18 protein-coding genes are annotated in these 14,062 nt (G+C 71.7%); 8 read left to right on the forward strand and 10 right to left on the reverse strand.

Features of this window, described 5'->3' with window-relative positions; translation table 11 throughout:
* The first annotated feature begins 3 nt into the window (after positions 1-3).
* The gene (locus tag FDA94_RS02090) at positions 4-648 is read left to right on the forward strand and encodes a response regulator transcription factor (protein WP_137245276.1); all 645 of its coding nucleotides are present in this window, start codon (positions 4-6) and stop codon (positions 646-648) included.
* Here the strand turns inward: FDA94_RS02090 and FDA94_RS02095 are convergent.
* The 3 genes from FDA94_RS02095 to FDA94_RS02105 all read right to left on the reverse strand — a co-directional run bounded on the left by FDA94_RS02095 (position 639) and on the right by FDA94_RS02105 (position 3,122).
* Complete coding sequence (locus tag FDA94_RS02095; protein ID WP_137245277.1) at positions 639-1,220, reverse strand: TetR/AcrR family transcriptional regulator; 582 nt, start codon at positions 1,218-1,220, stop codon at positions 639-641. The genes FDA94_RS02090 and FDA94_RS02095 overlap by 10 nt on opposite strands.
* Positions 1,217-2,098, reverse strand: a complete 882-nt coding sequence (locus FDA94_RS02100; protein WP_137245278.1) for an SDR family NAD(P)-dependent oxidoreductase — start codon at positions 2,096-2,098, stop codon at positions 1,217-1,219. Before FDA94_RS02100 ends, FDA94_RS02095 begins: the two co-directional genes overlap by 4 nt.
* A gap of 64 nt (positions 2,099-2,162) precedes the next feature.
* Positions 2,163-3,122 carry a GlxA family transcriptional regulator gene (locus tag FDA94_RS02105; protein WP_137245279.1) on the reverse strand — a complete coding sequence of 320 codons (960 nt, stop codon included), beginning with the start codon at positions 3,120-3,122 and terminating at the stop codon, positions 2,163-2,165.
* A 94-nt stretch (positions 3,123-3,216) separates the two neighbouring features.
* Here FDA94_RS02105 and FDA94_RS02110 point away from each other — a divergent pair, with 94 nt between their 5' ends.
* Entirely contained in the window at positions 3,217-3,855 is a 639-nt protein-coding gene (locus tag FDA94_RS02110; protein WP_137245280.1) for an HD domain-containing protein, read from the forward strand.
* Here the strand turns inward: FDA94_RS02110 and FDA94_RS02115 are convergent, their stop codons facing one another.
* Genes FDA94_RS02115 through FDA94_RS02145 form a run of 7 tightly spaced genes read right to left on the reverse strand, consistent with a single transcriptional unit; the run spans position 3,856 to position 8,627 of the window.
* Positions 3,856-4,527 (reverse strand): polysaccharide deacetylase family protein, encoded by a 672-nt coding sequence (locus FDA94_RS02115; protein ID WP_137245281.1) that lies wholly within the window; start codon positions 4,525-4,527, stop codon positions 3,856-3,858.
* Between the two features lies 1 nt (position 4,528).
* Complete coding sequence (locus FDA94_RS02120) at positions 4,529-4,804, reverse strand: hypothetical protein (protein ID WP_137245282.1); 276 nt, start codon at positions 4,802-4,804, stop codon at positions 4,529-4,531.
* Between the two features lie 11 nt (positions 4,805-4,815).
* Positions 4,816-5,631 (reverse strand): class II fructose-bisphosphate aldolase, encoded by an 816-nt coding sequence (locus FDA94_RS02125; protein ID WP_137245283.1) that lies wholly within the window; start codon positions 5,629-5,631, stop codon positions 4,816-4,818.
* A complete protein-coding gene (locus tag FDA94_RS02130; RefSeq protein ID WP_137245284.1) occupies positions 5,625-6,515 on the reverse strand; it encodes a 1-phosphofructokinase family hexose kinase in 891 nt (296 codons plus the stop codon). Before FDA94_RS02130 ends, FDA94_RS02125 begins: the two co-directional genes overlap by 7 nt.
* Positions 6,512-6,799 (reverse strand): hypothetical protein, encoded by a 288-nt coding sequence (locus tag FDA94_RS02135; RefSeq protein WP_137245285.1) that lies wholly within the window; start codon positions 6,797-6,799, stop codon positions 6,512-6,514. Before FDA94_RS02135 ends, FDA94_RS02130 begins: the two co-directional genes overlap by 4 nt.
* A gap of 2 nt (positions 6,800-6,801) precedes the next feature.
* Entirely contained in the window at positions 6,802-7,704 is a 903-nt protein-coding gene (locus tag FDA94_RS02140) for an SIS domain-containing protein (RefSeq protein WP_246059464.1), read from the reverse strand.
* Positions 7,701-8,627, reverse strand: coding sequence for a carbohydrate kinase family protein (locus tag FDA94_RS02145; protein WP_137245286.1), 927 nt, complete (start codon positions 8,625-8,627; stop codon positions 7,701-7,703). The genes FDA94_RS02140 and FDA94_RS02145 overlap by 4 nt, the downstream gene beginning before the upstream one ends.
* 151 nt (positions 8,628-8,778) lie before the next feature.
* Between FDA94_RS02145 and FDA94_RS02150 the strand changes: the two genes are divergently transcribed.
* The 6 genes from FDA94_RS02150 (at position 8,779) to FDA94_RS02175 (ending at position 14,057) form a co-directional block, all read left to right on the forward strand.
* Complete coding sequence (locus FDA94_RS02150) at positions 8,779-9,096, forward strand: hypothetical protein (RefSeq protein WP_137245287.1); 318 nt, start codon at positions 8,779-8,781, stop codon at positions 9,094-9,096.
* A gap of 168 nt (positions 9,097-9,264) precedes the next feature.
* Complete coding sequence (locus tag FDA94_RS02155; RefSeq protein WP_137245288.1) at positions 9,265-10,599, forward strand: ABC transporter substrate-binding protein; 1,335 nt, start codon at positions 9,265-9,267, stop codon at positions 10,597-10,599.
* 11 nt (positions 10,600-10,610) lie between these two features.
* Complete coding sequence (locus FDA94_RS02160; protein ID WP_137245289.1) at positions 10,611-11,495, forward strand: carbohydrate ABC transporter permease; 885 nt, start codon at positions 10,611-10,613, stop codon at positions 11,493-11,495.
* Positions 11,492-12,295, forward strand: coding sequence for a carbohydrate ABC transporter permease (locus tag FDA94_RS02165; RefSeq protein WP_137245290.1), 804 nt, complete (start codon positions 11,492-11,494; stop codon positions 12,293-12,295). The genes FDA94_RS02160 and FDA94_RS02165 overlap by 4 nt, the downstream gene beginning before the upstream one ends.
* An 11-nt stretch (positions 12,296-12,306) precedes the next feature.
* Entirely contained in the window at positions 12,307-13,287 is a 981-nt protein-coding gene (locus tag FDA94_RS02170) for a D-2-hydroxyacid dehydrogenase (RefSeq protein WP_137245291.1), read from the forward strand.
* The gene (locus tag FDA94_RS02175) at positions 13,287-14,057 is read left to right on the forward strand and encodes a DeoR/GlpR family DNA-binding transcription regulator (RefSeq protein ID WP_137245292.1); all 771 of its coding nucleotides are present in this window, start codon (positions 13,287-13,289) and stop codon (positions 14,055-14,057) included. Before FDA94_RS02170 ends, FDA94_RS02175 begins: the two co-directional genes overlap by 1 nt.
* Positions 14,058-14,062: the final 5 nt, after the last annotated feature.

Genomic DNA, 14,062 nt, shown 5'->3' on the forward strand with positions numbered 1-14,062 from the left:
CGCATGCGCATCGTGATCGCCGAAGACGCGGTGATGCTCAGAGACGGCCTCCGCATGCTGCTCACCGCCCGGGGCCGGGACGTGGTGGCCGCCGTGGGCGACGGCGAGGCGCTCCGGGCGGCCGTGGCCGAACACGAACCCGACGTCGCCGTGGTCGACGTGCGCATGCCCCCGACCCACACCGACGAGGGCCTCCAGGCCGCGATCCGGATCCGCCGCGACCACCCGAACGTGGGCGTGCTGGTGTTCTCCCAGTACATCGAGACGCGGTACGCCGCCCAGCTGCTCGCCGACGGCGCCCACGGCGTGGGCTATCTCCTGAAGGAGCGCGTCGCCGACGTGAGCGACTTCCTGTCCGCGCTCGACCGGATCGCGGGCGGCGAGACCGTGCTGGACCCGGAGGTGGTCACCCAGATCATGGGCGCGAGCCGTCGCGCGGAGACGCTGGTCACCCTCACCTCCAGGGAGCGCGACGTGCTGGCCCTGATGGCGGAGGGCCGGTCGAACACCGCCATCGCGGGCGCACTGTTCCTGTCGTACGGCTCGGTGGAGAAGCACGTCAGTCAGATCTTCGCCAAACTCGGCCTGCCGCCGTCGGACAACGACCACCGCCGCGTCCTGGCCGTCCTGCGTCACCTTCAGGCCTGAGACGGCGTGGGCGGCACGCCTTCGAGCAGGATCGCGAGGTAGCGGCGGGCGGTGTCGATCCGGTCGGCGTGACCGCCCCCGCGCACCGCCACCGCGTGGGCGACGCCGCACATCAGCGGCACCAGGTCGGCCGCGGTGAGGTCGGGGCGGACGGCTCCGGCGGCGCGGGCCCGGTCGAGGAGCGCGGTGCCGGCCGAGGCGAGCGACTCCTTGAGTTCGGTCGTACGCGGCAGGGCGTCGGTGGCCGTGGCGGCGACCGGGGGCAGGGCGGCGTCGGTGACCTGCGCCTCGACGACGCGGGTCAGGAAGCCCTCCAGGGCACGCCAGGCGTCGGGGTCGGCCAGGGCCTGCTCGCCGTGCGCGGCCAGCGCCTCCAGGCAGGGAGCGGCGACGGTCTCCAGCAGCGCCTCGGGGGTGGCGAAGTGACGGTAGACCGTGGCTACCCCGAGGCCGGCCCGGTGGGCGACGTCATTGAGCTGCAACGCGATGCCCTGGTCGACCAGGTCGCGGGCGGTGGCGACGATCCGCTCCCAGTTGCGGGCGGCGTCCTTGCGCAGCGATGTGGTCGTCATGGGGAGATTATCCCGGGCGCATGAGCTCGGCTGAGCAGGCCCACGGCCTCGGCGACGCGGGGGTCGGTGGCCGCGCGGATCGGGGTGACCGGGCGGCCCCAGGGCCCGATGACGAGACCGGTCCGGCCGGTCAGCGCCGGATCGGTGGCGGCGGTGACCGAGGAGCGGGCCGCCCTGGACGCCGGGCCCGAGGTGCTGCGGGCGAACACGCGGCGGACCAGCGGCCACAGCAGCCGCAGGGGCGGCGAGACGATCGCCGGGTCGGTCATGGTGCCGTCGGTCATGTCGGTCGCGGCGCCGCCGGGATCGGCGGCGAAGACCGCGACGCCGGTGCCGTCGAGCCGTTTGGCCAGGTCGAGGGTGTAGGCCAGGTTGGCGAGCTTGGCGCGGCCGTACCAGTGGAAGCCGTAGTAGCCGCCCGGGGGTTCGACGGCGTCGAAGCGGCGCTTGGCGGCGCGGACCGCGCCGGAGGTCACGTTCACGATCCGGCTCGGCGCTCCGGCGGTGAGCGCGGGCAGCAGCGACTCGGTCAACAGGTAGGGCGACAGGTGGTTGACCACGAACGAGGCCTCGACGCCGTCGAGGTCCGCGCGCCGGGGGAACATCGCCCCGACGTTGTTGACCAGCACCGTCAACGGCACCCCTGCCGCGGCGACGTCGTGGGCCAGCGCCCTGACCTGGTCGAGCGAGCCGAGGTCGGCCGATCGGAACCGGGCGGGGTGGGCCGGCCGCGTGGCGTCGATCCGCTCGACCGCGCGGGCTCCCCGGCCGGGGTCGCGCCCGACCACGGTGACCGCGAACCCGGCGGCGGCCAGCCCCAGCGCGGTCTCCAGGCCGATGCCACCCGTGCCGGCCGTGACCAGAGCCGTCTTCGTCATGTGCCCCTCCTTCAGATAAGCGGATAGCTCATCCGCTTATCTGAAGGTAGCACAAGTGGATGAGCTATCCGCTTTGTGGGATCGTGGTGGCGAAGCGCCGGCGGTAGGCGGTGGGCGTGATGCCGAGGTGGCGGTCGAAGACGCGGCGGAGGGTCTCGTCGCTGCCCAGCCCGCTGTCGCGGGCCGCCGTGGTGACGCTGTGCCCGTCGAGCAGCAGCCGCTGGGCGTGTTCGAGCCGGACCCGCTCGACCCAGCGGGCCGGGGTGGTGCCCAGTTCGGTGTGGAACAGCCGGGTCAGGTGCCGGGTGCTGACGGCAGCGGCGGAGGCCATGGCCGGCAGGCCGTGATCGGCGGCCGGGTCGGCCAGCACGGAGTCGATCAGGACGCGCAGGACGTCGTTGCGCGGCGGCGGCGTGGCGGCCGCCGTGAACTGCGACTGCCCGCCCGGCCGCTGCATGAAGACGACCAGTTCGCGGGCGACGCGGCGGGCCGTCTCGGCGCCGTGGTCGTCTTCGACGAGGGCCAGGGTCAGGTCGATGCCCGCGCTGATCCCCGCCGAGGTGATGAATCGGCCATCCCGGACGTGGATCGCGTCTGGCTCGACACGCACCCGGGGATGACGGCGGGCCAGGACGTCGGCGTGCCGCCAGTGCGTGGTGGCCCGGCGCCCGTCGAGCAGGCCGAGCTCGGCCAGGACGAAGGCGCCGGTGCACACCGAGGCGACCCGGGTGGCGCCGCCGGCCACCGCGCGGGTCGTCGCCAGCAGGCCCTCGTCGAGAGGCCGTTCGGCCAGCCGGTCGCCGCCGGAGACGATCGCCGTGTCGATCCGGCCGGCCTCGGCCGCCGTCACGACGCCGCTCAGCGGCATCCCGGTCGACGTGGTGACCTGGCCGCCGGAGGCGGAGATCAAGACGAGCTCGTAGGGATGACCGGCCAGGCCCGCCTGGTGCAGGACCTCGGCGGGTCCGCTGACGTCGAGCATGGTCACCCCGTCGAACACCACGAACCCCACGCGGTGGGTCATGTCTGAATCTGTGGTTCATCTGTCAGAAAGGACATGGCCCCCAGTGTAGGCGTGGGGAGAGTCTGGAGTCGTACCGAGGAAAGGGAGAGAGATCATGAGCGAGGCCATCGCGGGTGTGCGGATCCCCGACAGCCCTCTCGCGCGGGCGGCGACCGAGCTGGTCAGGGAGGCGGCCACACCGCTGCTGTTCGACCACTCCCGGCGGGTGTTCCTGTGGGGATCACTGCGCGGGCGCGACCAGGGCCTGTCCTTCGATCCCGAGCTGCTGTACGTCGGCGCGATGTTCCACGATCTCGGGCTGACCGACCGATACCGCAGCAAGGGTCAGCGGTTCGAGATCGACGGCGCCGACGAGGCGCGCCGGTTCATGCGCACCCACGGGATCGTGGGCCGGGAGGCCGACGTGGTGTGGACGGCCATCGCCCTGCACACCACACCGGAGATCCCGCTGCACATGGCGCCCGAGATCGCCCTGGTCACCCGGGGGGTCGAGCTCGACGTGCTGGGCATCGGCTACGACGCCGTCTCCGACGCCCAGCGCGCGGCCGTGGTGGACGCCCATCCCCGTCCCGACTTCAAGAAGCGGATCCTGGCCGCGTTCACCGACGGGATCAAGGACCGCCCGGAGACGACGTTCGGCAACGTCAAGGCCGACGTGCTGGCCCACTTCGTGCCCGGGTTCGTCCGCGGCGACTTCGTCGAGGTCATCGAGAACTCGGCCTGGCCCGAGTAGTCAGGCGATGCGCTGGATCATCGTGTTGCTGATCTGGTAGCGGTAGCCGGCGTCGAGCACCGCCCGGTCCTGGAAGTCGCTGGTGCCGAACGGAGTGCCGTACAGGTAGACGTTGGCGACGGCCTCCTGGCCGGTCACCTCCTGGATGCGGCGGCGCGGCTCGACCAGTTCGCGTTCCACGTCGGCGGCCGTGACGATGGCGCCGATCGGCGAGTGGCTGCCGGTGTGCGGGACCACGACATGACGCCGGCCGATCTCGGCGACCTCGTCCCAGGTCAGGGCTAGGCGGTCGTAGGAGAGCTCCTCTTCCACCAGGTCGATGTCGTGGGCGTCGGCGAAGGCGCGCTGCTCGTCGGGCGGGCAGTCGACGAACCTGGTGATGATCGGGAACCACGCGGTGAGGCCCAGTTCGTCGCAGATGGGGGCGGCGACGGTGTGGTTGTTGCGGTAGCCCTCGTAGAAGACCGGGATGAAGCCGGGCCGGTCGAGGCCCCACTCGCCGGTGGCGTAGAAGCGGTCGAGGTCGGCCACGGTGACGCTCGCGAACGCCTCGGCGTAGGCGGTGAGCTCCTCGCGGAGCTGGTCGGCGGTCGACGCCGGGGTGTTGTGGTAGTTGACGACGCGCAGGTAGCGGCCCTCTTCGAGAGAGGTGCGGTAGTCGGCGAAACCCATGTCAGTCCTCGGTCGGGAAGAAGTGGACGCGGGCCACGACGGTGACGACCGAGGCCAGGGCCGCGAGGTCGTCGTCGGCCGCCTCGGGGCGGACCGCCGTCGCGTACCGTCCGGTCAGGTCGGCCAGGGCCGGGCCCTCGGCGCGGTCGGCGGCCGGCTGCGAGGGACCGCGCAGGTCCTCCAGCGCGAGGAACATCGGGATGCCCTCCCGCTCCAGGGCGCGCCGTTCGTTCTCGGCGAGGATCGCGCCCGGGTCGGGGTGCGGGGTGAGACTCATGGTCGGCTCCTTCAGTGGAGGACGCGCAGCAGATGGGCGACCTGCGCCCCGACGGCCGTCCGGGCGGGCCGCAGGTACTTGCGCGGGTCGACGGTCGTGTCGTCGGCCAGCACCCGCCGGACCTCGGCGGTGAACGCCTTGTTCAGGTGGGTGGCGATGTTGATCTTCGTCATGCCCGCCGCAACGGCCTGGGTGAGCCCGTCGTCGGCGACGCCCGACGAGCCGTGCAGCACCAGCGGGACGGGCACCGCCGCGCGCAGCTCGGCGATCAGGCGGAAGTCCAGCGCGGCGTCGCGGGTGAGCATCGCGTGGGAGGTGCCCACGGCGACCGCCAGGGCGTGCACCCCCGTCGCCGCGACATAGGCCGCGGCTTCGGCGGGGTCGGTCCGGGCTCCGGGCGCGTGCACGCCGTCCTTCCCCCCGATCTCCCCCAGCTCGGCCTCCACGAACACGCCGGTCCGGCGCACCACCTCGGCGGTCGCGGCCACGTTCTCCTCGTACGGCAACGCCGACGCGTCGAACATGACCGACCCGAAGCCCAGCTCCACCGCCCGGTCGACGAGGTCGGCCCGGGTGGCGTGGTCGAGGTGGACCGCGACCGGCACGGGAGCCTCGCGGGCGATCTCCAGGCAGGCGGCCCCGATGGCGGCCAGGCCGCCGTGGTAGTCGACGGTGTTCTCGCTGATCTGCAGGATCACCGGCAGTCCGGCCTGCGCGGCGCCCGCCACGATGCCCTGGGCGTGCTCGACCTGGATCACGTTGAACGCGCCCACTCCGCGACCGGCGGCGTGCGCGGCGGAGATGATCTCGGCGGTGGGGGTCAGCACTCTCGCTCCAGTGGTTCTGTCGTGACGACGGTGAGATTGGCCCGGTAGGCGGCGTGGTCGGCCTGCCCGGCCAGGGGCGACCTGACGGCGGCGGCCGACAGGGCGGCGGCGTGCTGCAGCGTCTCGGCCCAGTCCCAGCGGGCGACCACGCCCATGGCGATGGCCGCGACGGCGGCGTCGCCCGCGCCGGTCGGGTTGCCCTCGGCGAACGGCGGCACCGCCCGCCACAGGCCGTCGGAGGTGTCGGCGTGCAGGCCGCGGGGCCCGTCGGAGACGACGGCGGCGCGGGCGCCGAGTTCGCGCAGCCGCATCGCGCCGTCGCGGACGGAGGTCGCCGCGCCGAAGGTGCGGCTCAGCTCGTCGGCGTTGGGCTTCACGACGTGGGGGCGGGCGGCCAGCGCGTGGACGAGGGCCTCGCCCTCGGCGTCCACGATCGTCGGCACGTCGCCGGCCAGCGCGGCCAGCACCGCGTAGGCGTCGGACGGCAGGCCCGGCGGCAGGCTGCCGGACATCACCACGGCGGAGGCGCGCGGCAGCCACGACCGGAAGTCGGCCAGGAAGGCGGCCCACTCCCCGGCGGAGATCGCCGGGCCGGGCTCGTTCAGCATGGTGACCTCGCCGGACACGACCGCGATCGTGCGGCGGGTCTCCCCGGCGATCGGCGTGAAGGCGTTCGGCAGACCGGCCGACGCGCCGAACCGGGCGTCGGCCAGGCCCAGCGCCGTCACCTCGTGGCCCAGCGCCCGCAGGAGGCGGGCCACGTTCAGCCCCTTGCCGCCCGCGCGCACCGCCACCTCGCCGACCCGGTTGGTGGCGCCCAGCCGCAGGTCGGCCACGCGGTAGGTGACGTCGTAGGCGGGGTTGAGCGTGACGGTGAGGATCACCCGACGACCCCCGGATCGGGCCAGCAGACGAAGACGTAGTCGGGGTCGACGCCCAGGTCGGCGCCGAGCAGCGCCGCGGCCCGGCCGACCGCCGCGCGCATCAGCGCGGGGTCGCGGAGCCGCCCGCGCACGACGGCCGTGACGCCCTCGCCGTCGAGGGCGGCCAGCCGCTGCGCGACGACCGCGCCCGGCGGCAGGTCCAGGGCGTCGGCGACCGTGCGGGCCAGCCGGGCGGACAGGTCGTCGGGGACGGGGGCGGCGGTGGCGTACTGGACGAAGGGCACGGCTACTCCACGACGACCGAACGGGACAGGTGCTCGGGGCTGTCGCACTCCAGGCCCCGGTGGCGGGCGTAGGCGACGGCCAGGCGGTGCACCCGGACCAGCTCGGCCTGCGGGTCGGCGGTCGCGACGCGGAGCGTGGCGCCGGTCGCGTGCACGGCCTCGACGACGTCGGCGGGCAGCGGGGTGAGCGCCCACACGAGGCTGCGCGGGGAGGCGCAGGCGATCGGGCCGTGCCGGTATTCGAGGCTCGCGTACGACTCCGTCCACAGCCGGGCCGACTCGCGCAGCTTGAGGGCGGCCTCCTCGGCCAGGCCGCGCGCCCAGCCGGTGCCGAGGAAGACGATGTGGTCGTAGTCGGCCGGGTCGACGGCGAGCGGTTCGGCCAGCGCGGCGCGGGCGAGGTCCGGCAGGCCGGCCACGTCGTCGCCGATCGAGGCGCGCAGCAGGGTCAGCGCGGAGGTGGCGTAGCGGGTCTGCACGACCGAGCGCTCGTCGGCGAAGTCCATGACGATCGTCTCGTGCGCGGCTTCGGTGATCGGCGAGCCGGGGGTGCCGGTGATCGCGATCGTGCGGGTGCGCCGCGACAGGTCGCGGGCGAGCCGGACCAGGTCGCTGGTGGTGCCCGAGCGCGACAGCAGGATCGCCGCGTCGTAGGCGTCGTCGTCGTCGAGTTCGGTGGCGATGGCGGTGCGGGTGCGGCCCTGGCCGAGCTGCTGACGGCGGCGGGCGTAGCTGTCGAGGATATAATAGGAGGTGCCGCAGCCGACGCCGAGCACGTTCGCGCCCGCGCCCGGCAGGGCGCCGGTCGCGGCGGCCAGCTCGATGGCACGGCTCCAGGTGTCCGGCTGGCTCTCCACTTCGGCCTGCGTGCGCCGGGCCAGCTCGGGGGCGGTCGTTGCGGTCACTTCTGGGTCTCCTGGAGATCGTGGACGGTGAGGGTGCCCGCGAGTTCGAGCGCCTCGGGGAGGGTGGGCTGCGCGGCGGTGCCGCCGAGCCCCTGGGTCGAGAGGGCGCCGCAGGCGGAGGCGACGCGCAGCGCTTCGGCGTGGGTGCCGCCGCGCAGGAGGGTGGCCAGGAAACCGGCGTCGAAGGAGTCGCCCGCGCCGGTCGTGTCGACCGGGGTGATCGCGGGGGCGTCCACGCCGAGCGCGGTGCCGCCGGGCAGGTTCAGGGTCGCGCCGTCGCCGCCACGTTTCACCACCAGGCCGCAGGTGAGCGGGCCGCCGTTGGCGCGGGCGATGTGCTCGGCCTCCTGCTCGTTCGGGAGCAGGTAGTCGAGGTGGGGCAGCAGCGCCGGCAGCCCGTGGTCGAAGGAGCGCGACGGGTCCCAGTTGGGGTCGACCGACGTCGTGCCGGCGAACTCCTTCACCAGGGCGGGCAGGCCCGCCCACAGGTCGTACTGGAGGAAGTAGGAGCTGACGTGCAGGTGCCGCGCGGCGGCGAGCGCCTCGGCGGGCACGTCGGCGGCGGCCAGGCGGCCGATCTCGCCGGGGAAGGTCAGCATGGCGCGGTCGCCCCGGGCCCCGAGCACCACCGTCATCCCGGTGCGCCGACCAGGTCTGCGCAGGCAGTAGCGTGTGTCGACCCCGCGCTCGGCCAGCCGGTCGAGCACGAAGTCCCCGAGCCAGTCGTCGCCGACCACCCCGGCCATGGCGACGCGGGCGCCGAGCCGGGCCGCCCCGCAGGCGGTGATCGCACCGGAGCTGCCGAGGACGATCGTGGCATCCTCCACGAGCTCCTCGACCTGCCCGAACGTCGGCCGCACGTCGCCGCACTCGACGACGACGTCGGCGTTCAGCTCCCCTGCCACGAGGAGGTCGAATTCCATGTCAGGTCACGTCCTGGTCGTCGGAGGAACGGGGATCCTGGCTCCGGCCGTGGTGGAACTGGCCGCCAGAGGGATGGTCGTTTCTGTCGTTTCGCGCAACAAACATCGCACTTCAGACATTGCCGACATAGTGCTAGCAGACGTTACAAATGTGCCCAGTTTCGTGACGGCCCTGGGTGACCGGCGGTTCGACCTGGCGCTGGCGTATCTGCCGTTCGGCGACCAGGCCGCCTGGGATGTCATCGACGCCCGCGCCGACCGGGTCGTCCAGGTGCTGACCAGCGCGTACGCCGCGCCGGACGGGCCGGAGCCCCCGCTGTCCGGCCGTCCGCGCCTGATCCTCGGCTGGCATCCGACCGGCCGGTGGCACACCCCCGAAGAGGTCTCCGCCGCCGCCCTGGGCCTTGCCTTCAGCGGAGACGACGCGGTGCTCGGCGTGACCCGCCCTTGGGGCGACCGCCCCGCCTGATCGCGCACACCGATCCCCCGAAACTCTCAAAAACACGCAGATCTGTCATTTCAGGACCGTAGAGACGGCTGTCGTGACTGTCAAGTGACCATTTTTGGATGTATTGACGTTTTCTGCGTGAAGTTGATAGGAACGGCACACCAGGCCGGAGCCCAAGGGAGGCCCCCCATGAATTTCAACCGCCGCCAGTTCCTCCGCGCGGCCGGCATGACAGCCGCGGGCGTCGCCGCGACGAGCGCCCTCGCCGCCTGTGGCGGCGGTGACGCCGGCACCAGCGCCCCCGCCGCCGCCGCGAGCGCCGGCGCGGCCACCGGCGACCTGACGTTCTCCGTCTGGGGCTCGGACGCCGAGATGGCCGCCTTCAACACCATCGCCCGCGCCTTCGAGAAGGCCAACTCGGGCGTGAAGGTGAAGGTGGAGCAGCTTCCGTACGACCAGATGCGCACCACCCTCGACGCCCGGCTGCAGTCGGGCCAGGGTCCCGACCTGTTCCGCGTCACCTACAACGACATCGGCATCTACAGCTCGCAGGGCGTGCTGGCCGACCTGTCGGCGACGATCGGCGCGGACTCGGGCCAGTTCATCGACGCCCTCTGGGCCGGCGTGCAGTACGAGGGCAAGCCCTACGGCGTCCCGCACCACACCGACACGAGCGCGATCCTCTACAACAAGGCGCACTTCGAGAAGGCCGGCATCACCGACGTGCCGACCACCCTCGACACCGCCTGGACCTGGGAGCAGTTCCTGGAGGTCGCCGAGAAGCTGAAGGCCGCCGGCACCGGCGCGACCGCCCCCTTCGGCGTCAACTGGCAGCAGTACGGCGCCTACCGCTGGTTCAACTGGCTGTGGCAGGCGGGCGGCAAGGCCCTGGGCCCCGACGGCAAGAGCGTCGTGTTCGACTCGCCGCAGGCCCGCCAGACCCTGGAGTTCACCAAGTCGTTCTACGACAAGGGCCTGATGCCGAAGAACATGATGGTCAAGACGGCCAACAGCCCCGACCTCGTGTTCGGCTCCGGCAAGATCTCCATGGCGTTCGTCGGCGACTTCCTGCTGCCCGACATCAGCAAGACCGCCAAGGGCATCGAGATCGGCGCGACCTTCCTGCCCAAGGGCCCGGGTGGCGCGGCCTCCGACCTGGGCGGCAACGCGGTCGCGGTGACCACGCAGAGCAAGGCGCCCGAGGCCGCCGCCGCGTTCGCCAAGTTCCTCGCCGAGCCGGCCAACATGCAGCTGTTCTGCGAGCAGACGACGGTGCTCCCGGCCCGCAAGGACCTGGCCGACGCGAAGCTGAACTACGCCGTCTCCCCCGATCTGATGCCGGTCTTCCAGCAGCAGGCCACCACCATGCCCGCCGACCTGGTCCAGTTCGTCACCCTGCCCGGCTTCTCCGGCGTGAACGACGCGCTGGTGCAGAACCTGGAGGGCTACTTCACCGGCGGCCAGTCCGCCGACGACACCGTCGGCGCGATCGGCACCGCGATCGAGAAGGCGCTGTCCGCCTAAGAGGAGGCCCGATGGCAACGGTCCGGACGCGGCGGGCGCGCGAGGCGCTGACCGGCCTGGCGTTCGCCGCACCGGCGGTGGCCGTCTTCGCGGTCTTCATGTTCTGGCCGCTGATCCAGGTGTTCTGGATCAGCCTCCAGCAGACCCGCGGTTTCGGCCTCGCCAAATGGGTGGGGCTGCAGAACTACCAGGAGATCCTGAGCGACAAGATCTTCTGGACGGCGTTGTGGAACACCGCCCTCTACACCGCGATCTCGGTGCCGTTGTGCCTGGTCGCGGGCCTGGCGGCGGCGCTGCTGCTGAACAAGCGGATGCCCGCCCGGGGGCTGATCAGGGCGATCTACTACCTGCCCGCGGTCATCTCCGGCGTGAGCAGCGCGCTCATCGGCGCGTGGCTGTTCAACGAGGACATCGGCCTGGTCAACCGTATCCTCGACGTCGTCGGGCTCGGCCCGGTGCCGTGGCAGTCCGAGGGCGTGCCGGCGCTGCTGTCACTGGTGGCCATCAGCCTGTGGATCGGCCTCGGCTTCAACATGGTCGTCTACCTCGCCGCCCTCCAGGGCATCCCGCGCGAGGTGTTCGAGGCGGCCCGCTGCGACGGCGCCTCCCGCTGGGCGACGCTGCGCCGCATCACGATCCCGCAGCTCGGCCCGACCACGTTCTTCCTGATCGTGATCGGGATCATCAACAGCTTCCAGGTCTTCGACATCGTGTACGTCATGACCGGCGGCGGGCCCGGCAACTCGACCACGATGCTGGTCACCTACGCCTACTCGGCCGGCTTCGAGCAGCGGCAGCAGGGTTACGCCTCGGCCATCGGCGTCGTGCTCTACCTCATCGTCCTGGTCATGACGATCGTCCAGTGGCGTGTGAACAAGCGGAGGGACGTCGCATGACGCGCTATCGCCTGGCGTTCGCGATCACCGGGGCGGTCGCGATGCTGTTCCCGGTCTACTGGATGATCGTCACCGCGATCTCCTCCTCGGCCGACATGCGCGGCCCCGGACTGCACCTGTGGCCGACGAGCGTGCGGTGGGAGAACCTGACCGATCCGCTGAGCAAGTTCCCCTACGGCATGTGGGCGGTGAACTCGGTGTTCATCGCCGTCGTCGCCGTCGTGCTGACCGTGGTCATCAACCTGATGGCCGGCTACGCCTTCGCCAAGCTGCGCTTCCCCGGCCGGAACGTGCTGTTCATCCTCATCATCAGCACGCTGATGGTGCCCGTGCAGGTCGTGATGGTGCCGCAGTTCCACCTGGTGGTGGACTTCGGGCTGATCGGCAGCGACTGGGGCGTCATCGTGCCGCGCCTGGCCGAGGCGTTCGGGCTGTTCATGGCCCGGCAGTTCATGATGGCGATCCCCGACGAGCTGATCGAGGCCGCGCAGTGCGACGGGTCGAGCCAGTGGCGCATCTTCCGCACGGTCGTGCTGCCGCTGTGCCGTCCGCTGATCGCGGTGCTGGTGATCTTCACGTTCATGTGGCGGTGGAACGAGTTCGCCTGGCCGCTCATCGTGCTGAAAGACCCCGAGAGCTACACCCTCCAGGTCGGCCTGCTGTTCCTGAAGAACCAGTACGGCCAGGACTACGGCTCGCTGATGGCGATGTCACTGCTGTCGATGATCCCGATGATCATCGTGTTCGCCCTGTTCCAGCGGCACTTCGTCGAAGGCATGGCCCGATCGGGCATCAAGTGAGGACTCCCCCGATGATCAACGTGCTGGTGACCCTCGACTTCGACGACGACTGGCTGGCCGCCGTGACGGTGCCCGGCGTCCGGGTGCGCAGGCACCTGGCCCGCAGCGCCGACGAGATCCCGGCGGACCTGCTGGCCGAGACCGACGTGCTCTACACCAACACCGCGTTCCCGAAGGCCGGCGCGGCCCCCCGGCTGCGCTGGGTGCAGCTCGACACGAGCGGCTGCGACCACGTGAAGAACACCGACCTGTGGGATTCGGAGGTCGACGTCACCACCATCGGCGGCGTCTCCCCGAAGCCGCTGGCCGAGTGGGTGCTGATGATGATCCTCGCCCACGCCCACCATCTCCCCCACATCATCGGCCTGGACCACTGGCCCGACCTGGACTACCGGTGGAACCGCCTCATGCCCCGCATGATCCCCGGCTCGACCGTCGGCATCGTCGGGTACGGCCGCATCGGCCAGGAGATCGGCCGGCTCGCGCACGCCTTCGGCATGAACGTCATCGGCATGCGCCGGGGCGGGACCCGGGCCGGCGAACGTTTCAGCGAGGTCGCCGACGAGACCCCGGCCGAGGTCGTCGGGCCCGACGGCCTGCCCGGCCTGCTGGCCCGCTCCGACTACCTCGTGCTGACCGTCCCGCACACCGACGAGACCCACCACCTGCTCGACGCCGAGGCGTTCGCGCAGCTCAAGCCGGGCGCCGTGGTCATCAACGGGGCCCGGGGCGGGGTCGTCGACGAAGACTCGCTGCTGGCCGCCCTCAGGAGCGGGCAGGTCGGCTATCTCATCTCCGACGTGTTCGCCGAGGAACCGCTGCCGGAAAACAGTCCTTTCTGGTCGGAAAGCAATGTCCTGATCACTCCGCACGTGGCAGGATTCGCGCCCGGCTACCACGATCATGTCCGCGTGCTGTTCACCGAGAACCTGCGGCGGCTGGTCGAGGGCCGCCCCCTGCTGAATCTTGTGGACAGAAAGGCCGGCTACTGATGCTGAGCGAGAGGCGCCGGAGCGAACTGCTCTCCCACGTGCGCAGCCGAGGGTCGGTGAGCGTGGACGACCTCGCGGCGCTGCTGAACGTGAGCGTCTCCACCGTGCGCCGCGACCTCGACGAGATGGACGAACGCGGCCTGCTGCGCCGCGTCCACGGCGGCGCGGTCTCCGTGGAGGGCGGCCCGGAGGTCGCCGAGACGCCGATGATCGAACGCTCGATCCGCAACCTCGACGAGAAACGCCGCATCGCCGCCGCGGCGGCCCGGATGATCACCCCCGGCAGCGCGGTGCTGCTGACCGGCGGCTCGACCACGGCCCAGATGGTGCCCCACCTCGTCGCGGTGCCGGACGTCACCGTGGTGACCAACTCGGTCGCCATCGCGTACGCGATCGGCATCGCCTCGGAGACCACGCAGGTGCTCGTGCTGGGCGGCCTGATGCGCAACGCCGAATTGTCGCTGCTCGGCCACCTGACCACGCAGGCACTCAACGACGTGCACATCGACGTCGGCTTCTTCAGCGCCTACGGCATCGATCCGGCGTACGGGATGCTCGGCGCCCACCTGGCCGAGGCCGAGACCGACCGCAACATGATCGCGGCGGCGACGCGGCTCGTCGTGCTCGCCGACCACAGCAAGTTCACCCAGCGCAGCGCCGTGCGCATAGCGCCGCTGTCGCGGATCGACACGGTCGTGACCGACACGGCCGCGCCGGTCGAGGCGGTGACCGCGCTCGAAGGCGCGGGCATCACCGTCGTCTCCACCTGAACCAA

The organism is Herbidospora galbida (assembly GCF_005233835.1).
GTDB lineage: Bacteria > Actinomycetota > Actinomycetes > Streptosporangiales > Streptosporangiaceae > Herbidospora > Herbidospora galbida.

Bases quoted from the DNA above. Each gene is read 5' to 3' on its own strand.
- FDA94_RS02090 (WP_137245276.1), top strand. From the start codon at position 4: ATGCGCATCGTGATCGCCGAAGACGCGGTGATGCTCAGAGACGGCCTC.
- FDA94_RS02095 (WP_137245277.1), bottom strand. From the start codon at position 1,220: ATGACGACCACATCGCTGCGCAAGGACGCCGCCCGCAACTGGGAGCGG.
- FDA94_RS02100 (WP_137245278.1), bottom strand. From the start codon at position 2,098: ATGACGAAGACGGCTCTGGTCACGGCCGGCACGGGTGGCATCGGCCTG.
- FDA94_RS02105 (WP_137245279.1), bottom strand. From the start codon at position 3,122: ATGACCCACCGCGTGGGGTTCGTGGTGTTCGACGGGGTGACCATGCTC.
- FDA94_RS02110 (WP_137245280.1), top strand. From the start codon at position 3,217: ATGAGCGAGGCCATCGCGGGTGTGCGGATCCCCGACAGCCCTCTCGCG.
- FDA94_RS02115 (WP_137245281.1), bottom strand. From the start codon at position 4,527: ATGGGTTTCGCCGACTACCGCACCTCTCTCGAAGAGGGCCGCTACCTG.
- FDA94_RS02120 (WP_137245282.1), bottom strand. From the start codon at position 4,804: ATGAGTCTCACCCCGCACCCCGACCCGGGCGCGATCCTCGCCGAGAAC.
- FDA94_RS02145 (WP_137245286.1), bottom strand. From the start codon at position 8,627: ATGGAATTCGACCTCCTCGTGGCAGGGGAGCTGAACGCCGACGTCGTC.
- FDA94_RS02155 (WP_137245288.1), top strand. From the start codon at position 9,265: ATGAATTTCAACCGCCGCCAGTTCCTCCGCGCGGCCGGCATGACAGCC.
- FDA94_RS02160 (WP_137245289.1), top strand. From the start codon at position 10,611: ATGGCAACGGTCCGGACGCGGCGGGCGCGCGAGGCGCTGACCGGCCTG.
- FDA94_RS02165 (WP_137245290.1), top strand. From the start codon at position 11,492: ATGACGCGCTATCGCCTGGCGTTCGCGATCACCGGGGCGGTCGCGATG.
- FDA94_RS02170 (WP_137245291.1), top strand. From the start codon at position 12,307: ATGATCAACGTGCTGGTGACCCTCGACTTCGACGACGACTGGCTGGCC.
- FDA94_RS02175 (WP_137245292.1), top strand. From the start codon at position 13,287: ATGCTGAGCGAGAGGCGCCGGAGCGAACTGCTCTCCCACGTGCGCAGC.